14 protein-coding genes are annotated in these 17,595 nt (G+C 71.2%); 2 read left to right on the forward strand and 12 right to left on the reverse strand.

Annotated features, from left to right (window positions below):
• The first annotated feature begins 63 nt into the window (after positions 1 to 63).
• A complete protein-coding gene (locus tag ACGFY9_RS26720) occupies positions 64 to 1,632 on the forward strand; it encodes an alpha/beta fold hydrolase (protein ID WP_393758168.1) in 1,569 nt (522 codons plus the stop codon).
• A gap of 37 nt (positions 1,633 to 1,669) precedes the next feature.
• Here ACGFY9_RS26720 and ACGFY9_RS26725 read toward each other — a convergent pair whose 3' ends face one another.
• The 5 genes from ACGFY9_RS26725 to ACGFY9_RS26745 all read right to left on the reverse strand — a co-directional run bounded on the left by ACGFY9_RS26725 (position 1,670) and on the right by ACGFY9_RS26745 (position 5,367).
• Positions 1,670 to 2,527, reverse strand: coding sequence for an amino acid ABC transporter permease (locus tag ACGFY9_RS26725; RefSeq protein ID WP_369190832.1), 858 nt, complete (start codon positions 2,525 to 2,527; stop codon positions 1,670 to 1,672).
• Complete coding sequence (locus tag ACGFY9_RS26730; protein WP_393758170.1) at positions 2,524 to 3,168, reverse strand: amino acid ABC transporter permease; 645 nt, start codon at positions 3,166 to 3,168, stop codon at positions 2,524 to 2,526. The genes ACGFY9_RS26725 and ACGFY9_RS26730 overlap by 4 nt, the downstream gene beginning before the upstream one ends.
• 11 nt (positions 3,169 to 3,179) lie before the next feature.
• Positions 3,180 to 4,085: a glutamate ABC transporter substrate-binding protein gene (locus ACGFY9_RS26735; protein ID WP_393758172.1), complete on the reverse strand. Its 906-nt coding sequence runs from the start codon at positions 4,083 to 4,085 to the stop codon at positions 3,180 to 3,182.
• Between the two features lie 17 nt (positions 4,086 to 4,102).
• Entirely contained in the window at positions 4,103 to 4,846 is a 744-nt protein-coding gene (locus ACGFY9_RS26740) for an amino acid ABC transporter ATP-binding protein (RefSeq protein WP_393758174.1), read from the reverse strand.
• A gap of 113 nt (positions 4,847 to 4,959) precedes the next feature.
• A complete protein-coding gene (locus tag ACGFY9_RS26745; protein ID WP_318019694.1) occupies positions 4,960 to 5,367 on the reverse strand; it encodes a DUF6278 family protein in 408 nt (135 codons plus the stop codon).
• 147 nt (positions 5,368 to 5,514) lie between these two features.
• Here ACGFY9_RS26745 and ACGFY9_RS26750 point away from each other — a divergent pair, with 147 nt between their 5' ends.
• Complete coding sequence (locus ACGFY9_RS26750; RefSeq protein ID WP_393758176.1) at positions 5,515 to 6,780, forward strand: lipase; 1,266 nt, start codon at positions 5,515 to 5,517, stop codon at positions 6,778 to 6,780.
• Between the two features lie 19 nt (positions 6,781 to 6,799).
• On the opposite strand, the gene ACGFY9_RS26755 is transcribed toward ACGFY9_RS26750, so the two are convergent.
• The 7 genes from ACGFY9_RS26755 to ACGFY9_RS26785 form a co-directional block, all read right to left on the reverse strand.
• Positions 6,800 to 7,579 (reverse strand): exodeoxyribonuclease III, encoded by a 780-nt coding sequence (locus ACGFY9_RS26755; protein ID WP_393758178.1) that lies wholly within the window; start codon positions 7,577 to 7,579, stop codon positions 6,800 to 6,802.
• A 30-nt stretch (positions 7,580 to 7,609) separates the two neighbouring features.
• Positions 7,610 to 8,245 carry an MBL fold metallo-hydrolase gene (locus ACGFY9_RS26760; protein WP_393758180.1) on the reverse strand — a complete coding sequence of 212 codons (636 nt, stop codon included), beginning with the start codon at positions 8,243 to 8,245 and terminating at the stop codon, positions 7,610 to 7,612.
• Between the two features lie 82 nt (positions 8,246 to 8,327).
• Entirely contained in the window at positions 8,328 to 9,617 is a 1,290-nt protein-coding gene (gene pcaC, locus ACGFY9_RS26765) for a 4-carboxymuconolactone decarboxylase (RefSeq protein ID WP_393758495.1), read from the reverse strand.
• A 213-nt stretch (positions 9,618 to 9,830) separates the two neighbouring features.
• A complete protein-coding gene (locus ACGFY9_RS26770; protein ID WP_393758182.1) occupies positions 9,831 to 11,447 on the reverse strand; it encodes an SWIM zinc finger family protein in 1,617 nt (538 codons plus the stop codon).
• A gap of 1,421 nt (positions 11,448 to 12,868) precedes the next feature.
• A complete protein-coding gene (locus tag ACGFY9_RS26775) occupies positions 12,869 to 15,703 on the reverse strand; it encodes a DEAD/DEAH box helicase (RefSeq protein WP_393758184.1) in 2,835 nt (944 codons plus the stop codon).
• Positions 15,704 to 15,804: 101 nt separating this feature from the next.
• The gene (locus ACGFY9_RS26780; RefSeq protein WP_393758186.1) at positions 15,805 to 16,386 is read right to left on the reverse strand and encodes a sugar kinase; all 582 of its coding nucleotides are present in this window, start codon (positions 16,384 to 16,386) and stop codon (positions 15,805 to 15,807) included.
• Positions 16,383 to 17,531, reverse strand: a complete 1,149-nt coding sequence (locus tag ACGFY9_RS26785; protein ID WP_393758188.1) for an ROK family glucokinase — start codon at positions 17,529 to 17,531, stop codon at positions 16,383 to 16,385. The genes ACGFY9_RS26780 and ACGFY9_RS26785 overlap by 4 nt, the downstream gene beginning before the upstream one ends.
• Between the last annotated feature and the right edge of the window lie 64 nt (positions 17,532 to 17,595).

Genomic DNA, 17,595 nt, shown 5'->3' on the forward strand with positions numbered 1-17,595 from the left:
CTGAGGTAGGGAGTCCCGGTTACCGTCGGGTCACTTTGCATTGACACGTGTGAGGAGTGACCCGTGCGAACCCATCGCCAGGCCCTGCGTACGACCGCCGTGGGCGCCGTCTCCGCGACCCTGATCGCTGGAGGTGTCCTCGGGTTCGCCCCCGCGGCCCAGGCCGCCACGAACGGCGTCCGCTTCGTCGACATCACCGGCGACGGCGGTACGACGCTCGCGGCGAACGTCGTCACGCCCGCGGGCGCGGACGGCTCGCACGACTACCCGCTCCTCGTCCTGCCCACGAGCTGGGGATTCCCCCAGGTCCAGTACCTCGCCCAGGCCCAGAAGCTCGCCGACTCCGGCTATGTCGTCGTGAGTTACAACGTCCGCGGGTTCTGGCAGTCCGGCGGCGGAATAGAGGTGGCGGGCCCGAAGGACGTGGCCGACGCGTCCAAGGTCATCGACTGGGCGCTCGCCAACACCCCGTCCGACGCGGGGCACATCGGCATGGCGGGCGTGTCGTACGGTGCCGGCATCAGTCTCCTCGCTGCCGCACACGACAAGCGGATCAAGGCAGTTGCCTCACTCAGCGGCTGGGCGGACCTGATCGACTCGATCTACTCGGGCCGTACCGAACACTGCCAGGCGACCGCCCTGCTGGACGGCGTCGGCCTCGTCACCGGCCGCCCGAGCGCGGAGACGAGCCAGGTCTTCAAGGACTTCTTCGCCTCCGACCTGTCCAAGGAACAGGAGTTGATCGACTGGGGCAAGGAGCGTTCCGCCGCGACGTACGTCGACCAGATCAACAAGAACGGCGCGGCGATCATGCTCGCCAACGCCTGGGGCGACACGATCTTCCCGCCCAATCAAATCGCGGACTTCTACGGGAAGTTGAGCGTCCCCAAGCGCCTTGAGCTGCGCCCCGGCGACCACGCCACCGCCGAGCTGACCGGCCTGTTCGGGCTGCCCAACGACGTGTGGACGGACACCGAGCGGTGGTTCGACCACTACCTCAAGGGCGAGGACAACGGGATCAACCACGAGGACCCCGTGGAGCTCAAGTCCCGTTCCACCGGCGGCTACGAGGGCTACCCGGACTGGAAGTCGGTCGGCGCGACCCGCAAGAAGCTCGACCTCGCCGGCACGACCACCATCCACACCAACGTCGACTCGGGCGCCGACGGCGGGATCGTCTTCCTGTCGAGCATCCTCGACCAGGTCGCCCAGGTGCCCCCGGTCGCGTATGTCCCGCTGCTCCCGCGCCGTTGGGCCGCTGTGTGGCAGTCGGGGAAGTACGCGAGCGCCCAACAGGTGCGCGGCACCGTCAAGTTGCACACCACGGTCACGGACACCAAGGAGAGCGGCACCCTCGTCGCCTACCTCTACGACGTGGGCCCGCTCGGCCTCGGCAAGCTGGTCAGCAACGCGCCGTACACCTGGCACGGACAGCAGCCCGGCCAGCCGTTCGGTGTGGACCTGGAGTTGTTCTCCACGGCCTACGACGTCCCGGCAGGGCATCATCTCGCCCTGGTCGTCGACACGGTCGACCCGCTCTACATCGAGCACAACCCGACCGGCGCGCAGCTGACCTTCTCCTCGCCCGCGAACGACCCGTCGTACGTGTCGATCCCGCTGCGCGAGCAGTGATCTCCGGCTGCTGCCGGACGGGCAGGTGCCCTCTCTACTACTGCACCCGCGGCAGCAGCGTCCCTGGTTCCGCCGGGGCAACGTCCACGGCCCCGGTCTTGGGACTGCGCTGCTCCCTGCGGGACACCCAACCGGCGAACCAGGAGAGCAGCATGCACATCCCGATGTAGATCGGCGAGATCACCATCACCACCGGGATGAACGGCAAATCGTAGTCGAGGTTCGACGCGATCAGCTTCCCGGCATGGAGAAACTCCTCATAGGTGATCAGATAGCCCAGCGAGGTGTCCTTCAGCGCGACCACCAACTGGCTGATGATGGCGGGCAGCATGGCCCGTACGGCCTGCGGTACGAGGACGTACGACATGACGTGGACCTTGCGCATGCCGAGCGCGAACGCGGCCTCCCGCTGGCCGCGTTCGACGCTGTTGACGCCGGAGCGGAAGACCTCGGCGAGCACCGAGCCGTTGTAGAGCGTCAGGCCCGCGACGAGTGCGGGCAGGGGCTGCACCTTGAGCGCCACGAAAATGAAGAAGATCATCACGAGGACGGGCATGGCGCGGAAGAACTCCACGACGACCGTGGACAGCCAGCGCACGGGACGATGGTCCGAGAGGCGTCCCACGGCGAGCAGGGTGCCAAGTGCCAGCGAGAGCACGGCCGCCAGCCCGAAGGCCTTGAGCGTGTTGCCGAGGCCGCGCAGCAGCAGTTCCTGAATTCCCTTGTACTCGAAGGGCATCCACTTCGTGTACGTGAACTGGTCGGTGTCGAACAGGAGATAGAGGATCCAGCCGAGCAGCGCGAGGATGACGACCGTGGACGCGATGCCGTAAAGGCGGTGCCGTTTGCGGGTCTTGGGGCCGGGGACGTCGTAGAGGGCGTTGGCGGTGGTCATCGGGCGACTCCCCACTTCCTCTCCAGCGCGTTGAACAGCGCGCTGATGGCGAGGGTGATGATCAGGTAGCCGACGGCGATCCAGACGAACGTCCAGACGATGTTGTAGCCGAGTTCGCTCAACGTCCGGTAGGTGCCGAGGAGTTCGGTGACGCTGAACGCGCCGGCGATCGCCGAGTTCTTGGCGAGGGCGATGAGCGTGGAGCCGACCGGCGGGATCACCGAGCGGAACGCCTGCGGCAGGACGACCAGGCTCAGGCTCTGCCCGAAGGACATCCCGAGGCTGCGGGCCGCCTCCCCCTGGCCCCTGGGCACGGTGTTGATGCCGGAGCGCAGTGCCTCGCAGATGAACGCCGAGGTGTAGCAGCCGAGCGCGAGGACCGCGAACACCTTGAAGGGCAGCACGAGTCCGAAGCGCGGCAGGCCGAGCAGCACCGCGAAGAACAGCAGGGTCAGCGGGGTGTTGCGCAGCACGGTCACCCACACCGTGCCGAAGACCCGCAGCGAGCCGACCGGGGCGACCCGGAAGGACGCCATGAGGAAGCCGAGGACGAGCGCCAACACCGAGGCGTAGACGGTCAGTTCGACGGTGCCGAGGAAGCCGTCGCCGAAGGTCGAGAAGTTGTCGGTCAGTACGTTCACATCGGCCTCGCTCAGCTCGCCGGGTAGCGGTCGATCGCGGGCGGGGTGGGCGCGGGCACTCCGGACAGGCCGAGAGTCGCCTCGTACGCCTTCTTCCAGTCGCCGTTCTTCTCACGGGCCTCCAACGCGTCGTCGAGGGCGAACCGCAGGGCGTTGTCGCCGTGCGGGACTCCGATGCCGTACGGCTCCTTCGAGAAGGGCTTGCCGACGACCTTCAGTTGATCGGGGACCTTCGCCGCGTAGCCGATGAGGATCGCGTCGTCGGTGGTGACGGCGTCGACCTGATAGGTGAGCAGGTTGTCGACGCAGACGGAGTACGTGTCGTAGGCGACGAGTTGGGCCTTCGGATAGTCGTCCTTGATGCGCTGGTACGGCGTTGAGCCGGCCGCCGAGCAGACGCGTTTGCCGGCGAGGTCCTGCGGGCCGTGGATGTCGTCCTCGTCGGAGCGGACGAGGAGCGACTGGCCGGCCATGTAGTAGGGGCCGGCGAAGCCGACGAGTTTCTTGCGCATGTCGTTGATGGTGTAGGTGCCGACGTAGTAGTCGATCTGGCCGTTCTGCAGGGCGGTTTCGCGGTTGGCGGAGGCGATCGTCCTGAACTGGATCGTCTTCGGGGCGAAGCCGAGGGAGGCCGACATCATCTTGGCGATCTCGATGTCGAAGCCGGAGTAGCTGCCTGTCGCCGGGTCCTTCTCGCCGAGGTAGGGCTGGTCCTCCTTGGCGCCGACGGTGAAGTAGCCGCGCTTCTTCGCCCGCTTCCAGGTCTTGGAGTCGGGGAGCTGAAAGCCTTGTGCCACTTGGTAGTTGGGGAGTTTCTCGGCGGCCGGGCCCTTGACGGGCGGGCTGCCCTCCTTGCCGCAGGCGGCCGCGAACAGCGCGAGGATCAGCACCAGGAGCACACGGGTCGTACGGAACATGGATCGCACTCCCCCGCTCAGTGCTTGAGGATCTTGGACAGGAAGTCCTTGGCCCGGTCGCTGCGCGGGTTGGTGAAGAACTCCTCGGGGGTGCGGTCCTCGACGATGCGGCCGTCGGCCATGAACACGACGCGGTTGGCGGCGGAGCGGGCGAAGCCCATCTCGTGGGTGACGACGACCATCGTCATGCCGTCGTGGGCGAGTTGGCGCATGACCTCAAGGACTTCGTTGATCATCTCCGGGTCGAGGGCCGAGGTCGGCTCGTCGAAGAGGAGCGCCTTGGGTTCCATGGCGAGGGCGCGGGCGATGGCCACGCGCTGCTGCTGGCCGCCGGAGAGCTGCGCGGGGAACTTGGGCGCCTGGGAGGCGAGTCCCACGCGGTCCAGGAGCTCCAACGACCGCTTGTCGGCGTCCTCGCGCCCCCGCTTGCGGACTTTGACCTGGGCCAGCGAGACGTTCTGCAGGACCGTCTTGTGGGCGAACAGGTTGAAGGACTGGAAGACCATGCCGACCTCGGCGCGGAGCTTCGCGAGGGCCTTGCCCTCCTCGGGCAGCGGCTGCCCGTCGAGCTCGATCGTCCCGGACTCGATGGTCTCCAGCCGGTTGATCGCCCGGCACAGCGTCGACTTTCCCGACCCCGAAGGGCCGATGACCACGACCACCTCCCCCTTGCCGACGGTGAGGTTGATGTCCTGCAGGACATGCAGCTCCCCGTAGTACTTGTTGACGTCACGCAGTTCGATCAACGGATCGACGGCCATGCCCAGCCCTACTCACTCTCAGCTGTGTCGTGGTCGCCGCAAACTATCGACACAAGAGTGGAGTTAAGGCACGACACGCACTTTTCGGGCATTAGCCGTATTTAAGGCCGCCGCTACTCTTCCGCGACCTCGGCGTACAGCTGCGAGAGTTCGGGCACACCGCTGGCGGCCCACTCATGACCGGAGGCCACGACGTCGAACTCGCGCCCGGAGTCGAGCCGTACGACAGGCTGGCCGTTCGGCCAGATCGCCCAGGCGGCGCCCGGCACCGTGCGCACGATCACCGTCCCCAGATACAGCCCGGCGTCGTTGCCGAGCCAGGACAAGGTCTCCTCGTCGTCCCGCCAGCGGGGCACCAGTTGGTCGAGCGCTTCCAACGAGCCCACGGAGTCGTCGAGTTGGACGCCCTCCCGGGCCGCGTGGGAGCGCAGCAGTTCGCACTCGGACAGCGGTTCGGCGATGCCCTCGGGGTCGTGCGCGGCGCGCTTCTCGCCCCGGTTGCCCAGGAAAGGGATGTTCATACTCCCAGCGTGACATTCGCACCGCCGTACGCACCACAGGGCGTCGCGAGTGGCGTGTCAGCCTCCGGCCCGGGAGGGGGAAAGCCCGTCTGCCGAGGGCGGGTTGGCCGGATGGTGGGCGCGATGTCCGCTTCGTACGGTCGCAGTATGAATCGGACAGGCAAATTGATGGTGCTGTCGTCGGTGACCGTCGCCCTGGTGGTGAGCGGTTCGGTGTCCGCGGGTGCCGTGGGGGCGGGGGCCGTTCCGGCCGCGTCCGTGCACGGGGCGCCCGATACGGCGCGGGGGCGGCTGGTGTCGGTGGTGCATCTACGGACGCTGTCCGCGCCGCAGGTGGCCGCCGAGTTGCGGGGCGACGAGGACGGGGCGTGGGACGCGGGGACCGTGCGCTACGGCGTCGACACCTACCGGGTGGTGTACCGCACGGTGGATCCGAAGGGCCGGCCCACCACCGCCAGCGGGCTGCTGGCCTTCCCGCGCAATGGTGAACGGCGGCTGCGCACCGTCTCGTTCACGCACGGCACCGAACTCTTCAAGGACGACGTCGCCTCGGTGTCGTCCGACGTGTGGAGCCGGGCGCCCGCCCTGACCTACGCGTCGGCGGGCTTCGCCGTCGTCCTCCCGGACTACCTCGGTCTGGGCCTCGGCCCCGGTCGGCCGCAGTGGATGGACGTGCCCTCCGAGACGACCTCCGCGCTGGACCTGCTGCGGGCCGCGGACTCCTACGCGCCCACGATCGGGCGGCAGTTGGGGCGGGACGTGCTCATCACCGGCTTCTCGCAAGGGGCTTCGGCGGCGCTCGGACTGGCGCGGGCCCTGGAGGAGGGGGCCGATCCCCGCTTCCGGGCCGCGGCGCTGGCACCGGTCAGCGGTGCGTACGCCTTCCGGGACGTGGCGTTGCCCGCCCTGCTGGACGGGCGCGCGGACCCGAAGGACGGCGTCATCTACACCGCGCTGTCCCTCGTCTCCTTCAACCGGCTCCATCACGTCTACGACAACCCCGGCGAGGTCTTCCGGGCGCCGTACTCCCGCACGATCGAGGGCCTGTTGGACGGTACGCACACCGGGCAGGAGGTCATGGCCCGGACACCGGACACCGTGGATGAGCTGCTCACGGCGCACGGGCGGGCGCTGCTCGCGCACCCGACGGGCGGGCTGGCCGCCGCGCTGCGGGTCACCGACGGGGTGTGCACGGGCTGGACGCCGCAGGCTCCGGTGCGGCTGTACTACGCCGAGGGCGACGAGCAGGCCGTGAACGGGAACAGCGAGCACTGCCAGGCGTCGTTCCGGGCCCGGGGTGTCGAGGCGCCACTGGTCGACCTCGGCACTCCGGACTACGGCGGCTCCCGCCACCTTGGCTCCCAGCGGGCGGCGACGGCGGCCGTGGTGCGATGGTTCGCCTCGCTGAGTTGACCGGCCCGGTCTCCTCGGGTCAGACGTCCAGGTCCACGACCACCGGGGCGTGGTCCGAGGCGCCCTTGCCCTTGCGCTCCTCGCGGTCGACGTAGGAGTCGGTGACGGCCTTCGCGAACGGTTCGTTGCCGTAGACCAGGTCGATGCGCATGCCGCGGTTCTTCGGGAAGGCGAGCTGGCGGTAGTCCCAATACGTGTACGGGTGGTCGTACTTGAGGGGGCGCGGGACCACGTCGGACAGGCCCGCGTCGCGCAGGGCGGTCAGGGCGGCGCGCTCGGCGGGGGTGACGTGGGTGAGGCCCTCGAAGGCGGCCACGTCGAAGACGTCGTCGTCCGTCGGTGCCACGTTGTAGTCGCCGAGCACCGCGAACGGGCGGCTGCCCTGCGCGTCGCCGGCGACGGCCGCCTTGAGTGCCTCGAACCACTGGAGCTTGTACGCGTAGTGGGGGTGGTCCACCTCGCGGCCGTTCGGCACGTACACCGACCAGACGCGAACCGGGCCGCAGGTCGCCGCGACGGCGCGGGGCTCCTGGACGCCGTCGTAACCGGGGTCCCCTGGAAGGCCCTTGACCACCTCGTCGAGCCCGACCCGGGAGAGCACCGCCACGCCGTTCCACCGGCCGGTCGCGTTGACCGCCGCCTCGTAGCCCGCCTCGCGCAGCGCGTCGAACGGGAACTGCGCCTCGGCCAGCTTGGCCTCCTGGAGGCACAGCACGTCGGTGCCGCTGCTCTCCAGCCAGGCCAGGAGCCTCGGCAGACGGGCGGTGATCGAGTTCACGTTCCAGGTCGCGATACGCATGCCCCACAACCTACCGGGCGGGTCTGACACTCACAGGTCCGCCGCCTCGCCGGGCGCCAGCCGCAGGTGCTCCGCGCCGCCGAGCGCGCCGATCTGCATGTCGTAGATCGGGCGGGCGAGGTCGGTGAGCAGGGCGTCGTGGATGTCGTAGGCGCGCTGCGGCTTGACCTCGCGGACGTAGTCGATGACCTCGGAGATCTTGCTCCAGGGGGCCATGACCGGGAGCATCAGCGTCTCGACGGTGTGGTCGGGGACGGTGAGGGCGTCGCCCGGGTGGAAGACGCGGCCGCCGTCGACGAGGAAGCCGATGTTGGTGATGCGCGGGATGTCCGGGTGGATCACGGCGTGCAGTTCGCCGTGCACCTGGACGTCGAAGCCCGCCGCCGTGAAGGTGTCGCCGTGGCCGACCGTGTGCACGCGGCCCGGGAACGCGGCGGAGAGCTGGTCCGCGACCGACTTCAGCGTCCAGATCTCGGCGGCCGGGTTGGCCTCCAGACCGGCTCGCAGCCGGTCCTCGTTGAAGTGGTCGAGGTGCTCGTGGGTGACCAGGATCGCGTCCGCGCCGACGGCGGCGTCCTCCTCGTTGAAAGTGCCCGGGTCGATGACGAGCGACCGGCCGTCCTTCTCCAGACGGATGCAGGCGTGCGAATTCTTCGTCAGCTTCATGGGTCCATCCTGCCGCGCCGGAACGGTGGACGGGCGGGTGAGGCTGGTGCTTTCGGTGCCCGTCTGAAGATCGCTCCGTGAGTCACTCGGTGGGGGTCGTCTCCTCGCGGATGACCTGCTGGGCGACTTTGAACGCGCTGTTCGCCGCCGGTACCCCGCAGTACACGGCGGCCTGCATCAGTACTTCCTTGATCTCGGCCGGGGTGAGGCCGTTGCGCAGCGCCGCCCGGGTGTGGAAGGCCAGTTCGTCCAGGTGGCCGCCCGCGACCAGCGCGGTGAGGGTGACACAGCTGCGCGAGCGCCGGTCGAGGCCGGGCCGGTCCCAGATCTCGCCCCACGCGTAACGGGTGATGAAGTCCTGGAAGTCCCCGGAGAACTCGTCGGCCTGCGCCAGCGCCCGGTCGACATGCGCGTCGCCGAGCACCTCGCGGCGGACCTTGATCCCGGCGTCGTAGGGGTCCGGACGGCCCATGACCTGCGGCGGTACGGCGGGCGGCGGCGCGATCTCGGCGATCGGCGCGAGCTGCGGCGGCGGGGCGAGGACCGGTTTGACCGGGGTCGCCGCGATGGCGAACTGCCCGGTGGAGTGCTCGTAGGCGGGCTGCCAGGCGGTGGAGAAGTGCCGGACGAGGAGATCCGTGACGGCGGCGGGCTGCTCGACGGGGACCAGGTGCGAGGCGCCGGGTACGACGGCGAGACGGGCGTCCGGGATGCCGGCGACCAGCGTGCGGGCCTCGGCGGGGCCGGTGACCTGGTCGTCGGAGCCGACGAGGACGAGGGTCGGCACACCGATGCGGGCGAGTTCGGACCGTACGTCGAACGCGGCCAGCGCCTCGCACGCGGCGATGTAGCAGCCGGGGTCGGTGGTGCGCACCATCTGGACGGCCCACTCGGTGATCGCGGGCTGCGACGCGGCGAACCCGCTGGTGAACCAGCGGTCCGGCGAGGTGCGGGCGATGGGGTCGAGCCCGTTCGTACGGACGATCACGCCGCGCTGGCGGAACTCGTCCGCCGTGCCGAAGCGGGGCGAGGCGGCGATCAGCGCCAGCGAGGCCACGCGCTCCGGGTGGCGCAGGACCAGTTCGAGGCCGACGGCGCCGCCGAGCGCGCAGCCCGCGTAGCCGAAGCTCTGCACGCCGAGGGCGTCGAGCGTGGCCAGCAGCCGGTCGGCCAGGTCGGAGACCGAGCCGGTCGGGTGCGCGGGCGAGCCGCCGTGGCCCGGCAGGTCGTACCGGAAGACCCGCCACTGCTTCATCAGCTCGGGCACCTGGCGATCCCACATGTGCCACGTCGTCCCGAGCGACGGGCCCAGGATGAGGACGGGCGCGTCTTCGGGGCCGTCGAAGCGGTACTGGAGGGCAGGGGTCTTCATGTCGCTCACCGCTCCAACGTAACCGCCGTTTCTTACGGTCCGGCTGTGGGGGCCCCGGTCTCCCCACTCGGCTCCCACACATCAGTGGGGAACCCTCACATCGCCTTCACGGGACAGGGGCGAGAGCGGGAGAGTCGCGGACCGGTGGGAGAGGGGGGACCGGTGGGGCTGTGTCGAAGGCCACTCCGGGGTACTCGACTGCTGCCCGACGGCTCAGAGTTCGCTCGGTGCGCCCAGGCCCGTGAGTGCGCCGACCGGGTCCAGGTCGGGGGTGCCTCTGGGCCACCAGTCCTCGTCGCCCGGTTCTGATTCGTAGGCGTACCACAGGCCGTCGCGGCCCAGGCGGAGTTGGACGTGGCCGTGGGGGTGAGTGAGGTGGTTGTGCCGGGGGCGGAAGGCCGGGAGGTCGGCGGCGAGGAGGAGGGGGCGGGCCCGGTCGAAGCGGCCGGCCGGCGGATCCCAGGGCTCTTCGAGCACCGCGAGCCCTTCGACGCCGCCCTGCCGCCAGGCGGCGACCGCGCGCGCCAGCTCGCCCGTGCTGCGTCCGGTGGCCTTGGCGAGGGAGGCGTAGAGGGAACGGGTGGTGACGGTCAGCCCCGAACCGGGGCGGGCCGCGGCGAGCCGTACCGCGTCCTGCCACAGGGTCAGGCCGCCCACCGGGTCCCGGCCTGTGCTGAGCAGCGCGTGCGCGCGGGCGGCGGCGTCGGTCGCCAGCTGGTCGAGCGCGAAGGGGTCCGGGCCACCGGGCGCGGCCGGGTACACGGGAGGCTGCTCGGGGTGCGGGGGCATGGGCAACGGGGGTGGGAGCGGAGGAAGTCGGCGCTCCCCCTGCTCCGCGAGGACGTCCGTGGCTCTTACGCCGGGGAGGGGCGCCGGTTCCTGCTCCTGGGCGGCGCGGGCCGCACGGGCCGCGTTGCGGCGGGACAGGGCGTCGAGGAGCGGGCGTTCGCCCCGGCCGCGGAGCAGGAGCAGGACGAAGGGGTCGGCGTCGAGGAGGCGGGCTGTCTGGTAGCAGAGGGCGGCGGCGTGCTTGCAGGGGTGACCGGAGTCGGGGCAACTGCACTGCGGGGCGAGGTCGCCGGGCCCCGGCAGCAACGGAACTCCGCACTCGGCAAGGGACTTGGGCATCTCCTTGTCGAGCAGCGCGGCGATGTGCCCGGGCCGATCGGCGGCGGCGTCCAGGAACCGATCCCAGTCGGCGTCGTCCAGCGTCCGCAACCGCACCTGCACGCGGTACGGCCGCGCGCGGCTGCCCTGCACGTACCCGAGCACGAGCCCCGGCGTCACGGTGATCGCGTCGACGTGCCCCTTCTCCGCGTAACTCCGCCCCCGCTGCAGCCGCTTGGGATCCAGGGCACCTTCTTCCAACGCGGTGACCCATGCGTTACCCCACCAGGTGTCGGCGAAGCGGGTGTTGGCGGCTCCGCCGCCGTCTCCGTCTTCGTCTCTGTCGGAGGGGCGGGGTGAGAAGGCGGGGAAGGTGCGGCGGAGGTCGCTGTCGCGGGAGGGGGAGGCCATGGTGGTGGGAGTTCGGGGGGTTGCGGGGGTGGGGTCGGAGGCGGAGGTCGGGTCGGGGGCGATGAGCGACGAGGGTGATGGGGGTTCGGTCCGGTCGGGTGTGCGGACAGAGGTCTCCGATGCGTGGTCGGACGTCGGGGTGAAGGCCTCGGAGTGTGAACTCTCCGGTGTCGAACGGTCGTTGTCCGGTGCGGTCTCGTCGGCGGGCTGAGTCTCACTTGCCGGCAGCTCCACATCCGCCGGCAACCGAAAGGCTCCGGCAAGGAAGTCCCGTAGGTCACGGGCTCCGGCCTCACCGGCACGTCCACGCACACCACTTCGCCCCTCGGCCCTGGAACCGCCGCTCGCCCGGGACACCGGCCGAGGTACCGACTGCGCTCCCCCGGCTCCTACGTCCTCACGAGCCTTCCGCGCCGCACCACGTGCCGCCCGCAACGCCTCGCGTGCGGCATCCGCGGGCCGCGTCGAACCGCGGTCCGCGACGGTCGCCGGTTCCTGAACGGTCTCTGAGCCCTGAAGGGTGGTCGAGTTCGGAAGGCCGCCCGACTCGTCCCCCGTTGCGTCCCTGGACCGCCCTGCTTCACCTTCACCGGTTTCGCCAACTCCCGCGTCCGGAACGGCCGCCCCGCACCGCACCGGGTCCCGCAGTGGGTCCGCTGTTCCTTCTCCGGCACTACTTCCCGGAAAACTCGCTCCCGCGTCCTGGGCCGCACCGTCACCCGGCGCGTGGGCATCTTCCCCCGAGGCGCCGACGGCGCGCCGCTCAGCGACGGCCCGTCGCAGCGCCGCGCGTGCCACGTCCCCCGGCCGGGCCTGGGGCTCGGACGCCTTGTCGACGGCCGTACGGTCCGCGCCCGGTGCGTGAGGAGACGCAGGTGTGCGAGAGGACTCCGGGGGCCCGGCGACTTCCGCGTCCACCCCTTGGCCCCCACGCCCACGGGCCGCCTGCAACGCGCGCCGTACTACGTCCGCGGGGCGCTCCTCCCCAGCCAAGTCCCGCTGCGCGTCCGGCATTTCATCCGCAGGGCCCTGCGATGCCTCCGCTGCCGGGTGCCGCTGCGACTCAGCTGCTTCGCCCGACAGGCCCCACAGCCTCTCCCCCGCCAAGTGCCGCTCCACCTCCGGCATTTCATCCGCCGGGCCCTGCAATGCCTCCGGCCCCCGCAGCACCTCCGCCGTTCCTCCCGCCAGGCCGTGCGACACCTCCGCTCCCGGGTGCGGCCGCGCCTGCGCTGTTTCGCCCGACAGACGCCACGGCCTCTCCACACCCAAGTGCCGCTCCGCCTCCGGCGTTTCATCCGCCGACACTTCGGACGCCTGGGCCCGTGTCCCCTTCACCGCCAGGCCCCGCAGAACCTCGGCCATGTCTTCCGCCAGGCCCCGCGGCCCCTCCACCGCGTCGTCCGCCGAGCCCGGCAGCACGTCAGCCGTTCCTCCCGCCGACGCTTCGACCGCCCCCTGCTCGTCCTCCACCAGCGCCGTCACCTCGGCCATCTGGCGATGCACCCCGGCCGTTTCGCCCGCCGCGCCCTGCACCCCATCCGCCGCTTCACCCGCCAAGCCCCGCGACACCTCCGCCGTGCCGCCCGCCGCACCCGGCGACACCCCCGCCACTCCCCCCATCGACGCCTCGTCCTCCACGCGCGCCGTCACCTCAGCCGCCTCCACCTCAGCCGCCCGACGAGCCTCTTCGGCACCGTGAACCGCCCCCGCGCCCCGTCCCACACCGCCCGTCACCCCGGCCTCCGCAACGACACCAGGTCGGACAAGTCCCGGTCCGACAGCTCGGTCAATGACGACTCGCCGGAGCCGAGGATCGCGTCTGCCAGCGCCCGCTTGGATTCGAGCATGTCGGCGATGCGGTCCTCGACCGTGCCCTCGGTGATGAGGCGGTGGACCTGGACGGGCTGGGTCTGGCCGATGCGGTAGGCGCGGTCGGTGGCCTGTTCCTCGACGGCGGGGTTCCACCAGCGGTCGAAGTGGACGACGTGGCCCGCGCGGGTGAGGTTGAGGCCGGTGCCCGCCGCCTTCAGGGAGAGGACCAGGACCGGGGTCGCGCCCGCCTGGAAGCGGTCCACCATGCGCTCCCGCTCCGGGACCGGTGTGCCGCCGTGGAGCAGCTCGACCGGGATCGCACGGGCCGACAGGTGGGCGGTGATGAGGCGGGCCATGCCGACGTACTGCGTGAAGACGATCGCGGAGCCGTCCTCGGACAGGAGCGTGTCCAACAGCTCGTCCAGCAGGGCGAGTTTGCCGGAGCGGGCGGTGAGGCGGTCTCCGGTGGCCTGTGCTGCCGCGTGGTCCTCCTTCAGGTACAGCGCCGGGTGGTCGCAGATCTGTTTGAGGGAGGTGAGGAGCTTCAGGACGAGGCCGCGGCGGGCGATGCCCTCCGTCGTCTCGATGGCCAGCATCGACTCCCGTACCACCGCCTCGTACAGCGAGGCCTGTTCGCGGGTGAGCGGGACCGGGTGGTCCGTCTCCGTCTTGGGCGGCAGTTCGGGGACGATGCCCGGGTCGGACTTCTTGCGGCGCAGGAGGAACGGGCGGACCAGGCGGGCCAGCCGGGTCACCGCCTCCTCGTCCTCGCCGTTCTCCACCGCGCGCGCGTGCCGGGCGCGGAAGGATTTCAGGGGGCCGAGGAGTCCGGGGGTCGTCCAGTCCAGCAGGGCCCAGAGTTCGGAGAGGTTGTTCTCCACCGGGGTGCCGGTCAGCGCCACGCGCGCGGGGGTCGGGATCGTGCGCAGGGCCTTCGCGGTCGCCGAGTACGGGTTCTTGACGTGCTGTGCCTCGTCCGCGACGACCATGCCCCACGGCTGTTGGGCCAAGGCGGGCGCGGCCGAGCGCATCGTGCCGTATGTCGTGAGGACGAAGCCGCCGGTGAGGTCTTCCAGGGTGCGGTCCGCGCCGTGGAAGCGGCGGACGGGGACTCCGGGGGCGAAGCGGGTGATCTCCCGCTGCCAGTTGCCCAGGAGTGAGGCCGGGCAGACCACCAGGGTGGGGGCGCGGTGGGCTCGGCGCAGGTGCAGGGCGATGAGGGTGATCGTCTTGCCGAGGCCCATGTCGTCGGCGAGGCAGCCGCCCAGGCCGAGGGAGGTCATGAGGTCGAGCCAGGCCAGGCCCCGGAGTTGGTAGTCCCGGAGGGTGGCGTCCAGACCCTGGGGTGGCTCGGCGGGGTGGATGCCTGCCGTCAGGCGGTCGCGCAGGGTCGCCAACGCGCCGACCGGGACCGCCTCCACCGTCTCGCCGTCGACCTCCGCGGTGCCGGTGAGCGCGACGGACAGCGCGTCCACCGGGTCGAGCAGGCCCAGTTCGCGTTTGCGGGCCTTGCGGACGAGGGCCGGGTCGACCAGCACCCACTGGTCCCGCAGCCGTACGACCGGGCGGTGGGCCTCGGCCAGCATGTCCATCTCGGCCTCGGTGAGCGGGTCGCCGCCGAGCGCCAACTGCCAGCGGAACTGGAGCAGTTCCTCGCTCTCGAAGAAGCCCGTGCCGTCGGTCGCGGAGCCCGGCGCCGACCGCACCACGGCCGCCGCCGTCAGGTCCTGTGCCAGGTCCCGGGGCCAGTGGACGGCGACCCCGGCCGCCGCGAGCCGCGTGGCCGCCATGCCTAGCAGCTCGCCCAGCTCCTCCTCGGACAGGGCCAGTACGTCGGGCACGTCCAGCTCGGAGAGGCGGTCCAGCGGGGGCCAGACGCGCGCGGCCCGGCGTACGGCCAGCGCGGCGTCCACGCGTGCGCGGGGGCCGAAGGCGGTGTCGGCCGTGCCCGCCCACAGGGCCGCCGCGTCGACCACGAGGGTCGGGTCGGCGAGGCTGTGCACCTGGACGATCGCCGCGCCCGCGCTGCGCACCCGTCCGCCGTCGTCGAACAGGTCGTACGCCGACAGGTCCAGGCGGAGCGAGATCCGCACGCCCGCGTCCATGCCCGCGGCGACCTCCGCGGCCCAGTCCTGGGCGTCGCGCAGCCGCTGCGGCGGGCGCGCGGCGAAGGGCATCCCGGAGGTGTACGGCGCGGCCGGGGTGCGGGGCAGGGTGTCCGCGACCGCGTCCAGGAAGGACCGCATCAGCGCTTCCGGCTCGGGCAGCCGCAGCGGGCCGGGGCCGGGCAGCGGAACCGCGTGGCCCTCGTACGGAAGGGCCGCCGCCACCGCGCGGACGTGCGCGATGTCCTCCGGCTCCAGCGGGCCCGCGCGCCACGCGTCGTGGCCTGCGGCGGTGAGGCCGGGGAGCAGCCGGCCGCGGGCGGCGAGCCGTAGCGCGTGCAGGGCGGCGGCGCCCCAGCAGGCCGTGGCGGGATGGGCGGCCGGGTCGCGGCGGGCGCGTACGAGCAGCGGCAGGGCCGCCTCGATCGACAGGGTCAGCGCTGGGGTGGGCCCGCGGCGGACTCCGGCGCCGCGTCGTCGTACGACGGTCAACTCGATCTGTTCCACGCCCTCTTCGGCTTCGGGGAGTGCGCGCTCGCCGTCGGGGTCCCAGAAGGCGACGCGGCCCTCGCGCGGGACGACGGGGGACGGCAGGAAGACCGCGGCCAGTCGTACGGAGATCTGCTCCGCCAGTGCCGTGTCCGTCATACGTCCTGTCACCTCCCGCCCGTCAGTCGTGTCAGCTGTCTTCGACTCTACGGGCGGGGTCTGACAATGGGCCCCGGCGACCGGCCGGGGCCAGCCACCTGCTAGGGAACCGTGCGGGAGACGACGTAGACCATGGGGAGCTTGGGGTCGGACAGGTTCACCACGATGTCCTGGGTGGGGGCCGGGTCCTTCTGTTTGTTGACGACGCCCCACCAGGGGCCGGTGCCGGTGAACTTCCAGCCGGTGATCTTCTGGTCGCGGGCGCTGATGGTGATGTCGTTCTTCTTCAGCGTCTTCCGGTCGACGTCTATGCCGGCGAGGAAGGTGTCCAGACCGGCGTCGGTGGTCTCGAACTGGACGTAGAGGCGGCTGGTCTTCCAGTTGTTGGTCTCGTAGAAGGCGACCTTCTCCGCCGGGTGCGGGACCGGTACCTGGTAGAGGCGGCGCTGGACCTTCGAGGGCCAGCCCACGGTGAGCCCGGTCGCCGAGTACTTGTACTCCTTGTCCTTGCCGCTGTTGCGGCTCTGGTTGGCGGAGATCGCCAGATAGACGGCCGGGACGCCGATGAGCAGCACGATGATGAGCAGGGTGATCGCCCGGCGGCGGGCCTTGTGGCGGGGGTCCTCGGGTGGTCGGGGCGGCTCGTCCCGGGGCATGGCCTGACGCGGCAGCGATGCGGTCATGCCGTGTCCTGGCTGCCGCGGCGGAACTCCGCGAACCGCTCGTAGCGTTCGTACCGCTCGACCCGGCGGCGCTTGGCGCGGCGGAAGCGGCGGGCGACCAGGCGGGCGAGGTCGGCGGCGCCGACCATGCCGGCCTCGGGGCCGAGCTGGGCGCGCACTATGCGGGCCTCGGGGCGGTAGCCGCGGCCGGTGAGCTGCCGCTTGAACGCGTCCCGCGCGGGGCCGATCAGCAGGTCGTCGGCGGCCGAGACACCGCCGCCGATCACGAAGCAGGACGGGTCGAGGGCGGCGGCGAGGTTGGCGATGCCGACGCCGAGCCACTGGCCGATGTCCTGGAGCAGCTCGATGCACATGGCGTCGCCCTCGCGGGCCAGCTCGGTGATCATCGGGCCGGTGATGTCACCGATCTGTCCCTTGACGTGCTCGATGATCCCGTAGGCCACCGGCGAGTCGGCGACGGCCAGCTCCTTGGCCTCCCTGACCAGCGCGTTGCCCGAGCTGTACTGCTCCCAGCAGCCGCGGTTGCCGCACGCGCAGCGGTGGCCGCCGGGCACGACCTGCATATGGCCGAACTCGCCGGCGACGCCGTACTTGCCGCGCTTGACCTGGCCGTCCTCCAGGATCGCGCCGCCGATGCCGGTGCCGAGCGTGATCATGACGAGGTGGTCCTCGCCACGCCCCGCGCCGAAGCGCCACTCGGCCCAGGCGGCGGTGTTCGCGTCGTTGTCCACCAGGACCGGCACGGAGAGCCTGCTCGTGATGCGGTCCCTGAGAGGCTCGTTCCGCCACGACAGGTGGGGCGCGAACAGGACCCGGTTGCGCTCGGCGTCGACCCAGCCGGCCGCGCCGATGCCGACCGCGTGCACGTCGTGCCGGTCGGACAGGTCCAGGACCAGTTCGACGATGGTGTCCTCGACGACCTTGGGGCTCTTGGACTTGTCCGGGGTCTCCGTGCGGAGCTTCTCCAGGATGTTGCCGTCGGCGTCCACGACGCCCGCCATGACCTTGGTGCCGCCGATGTCGATGCCGACGGTGGGCACGCGGGGAGCCGTCAGGTGCGACCGTCGCTCACGGGTGCCGACGGTGCGGAGCGCGGGCGCGCGGCGGGAGCCTATGGGGGCGCTGAAATTGCCGTAGGTGCTCATCAAGGCCCGATTCTGCCTCACCGTGACTGTGGGTGCTGTGCGGGGGCGCAAAGGGGGGTGCGGA

It is taken from the genome of Streptomyces sp. NPDC048504 (assembly GCF_043200035.1).
Taxonomy (GTDB): Bacteria; Actinomycetota; Actinomycetes; order Streptomycetales; family Streptomycetaceae; genus Streptomyces.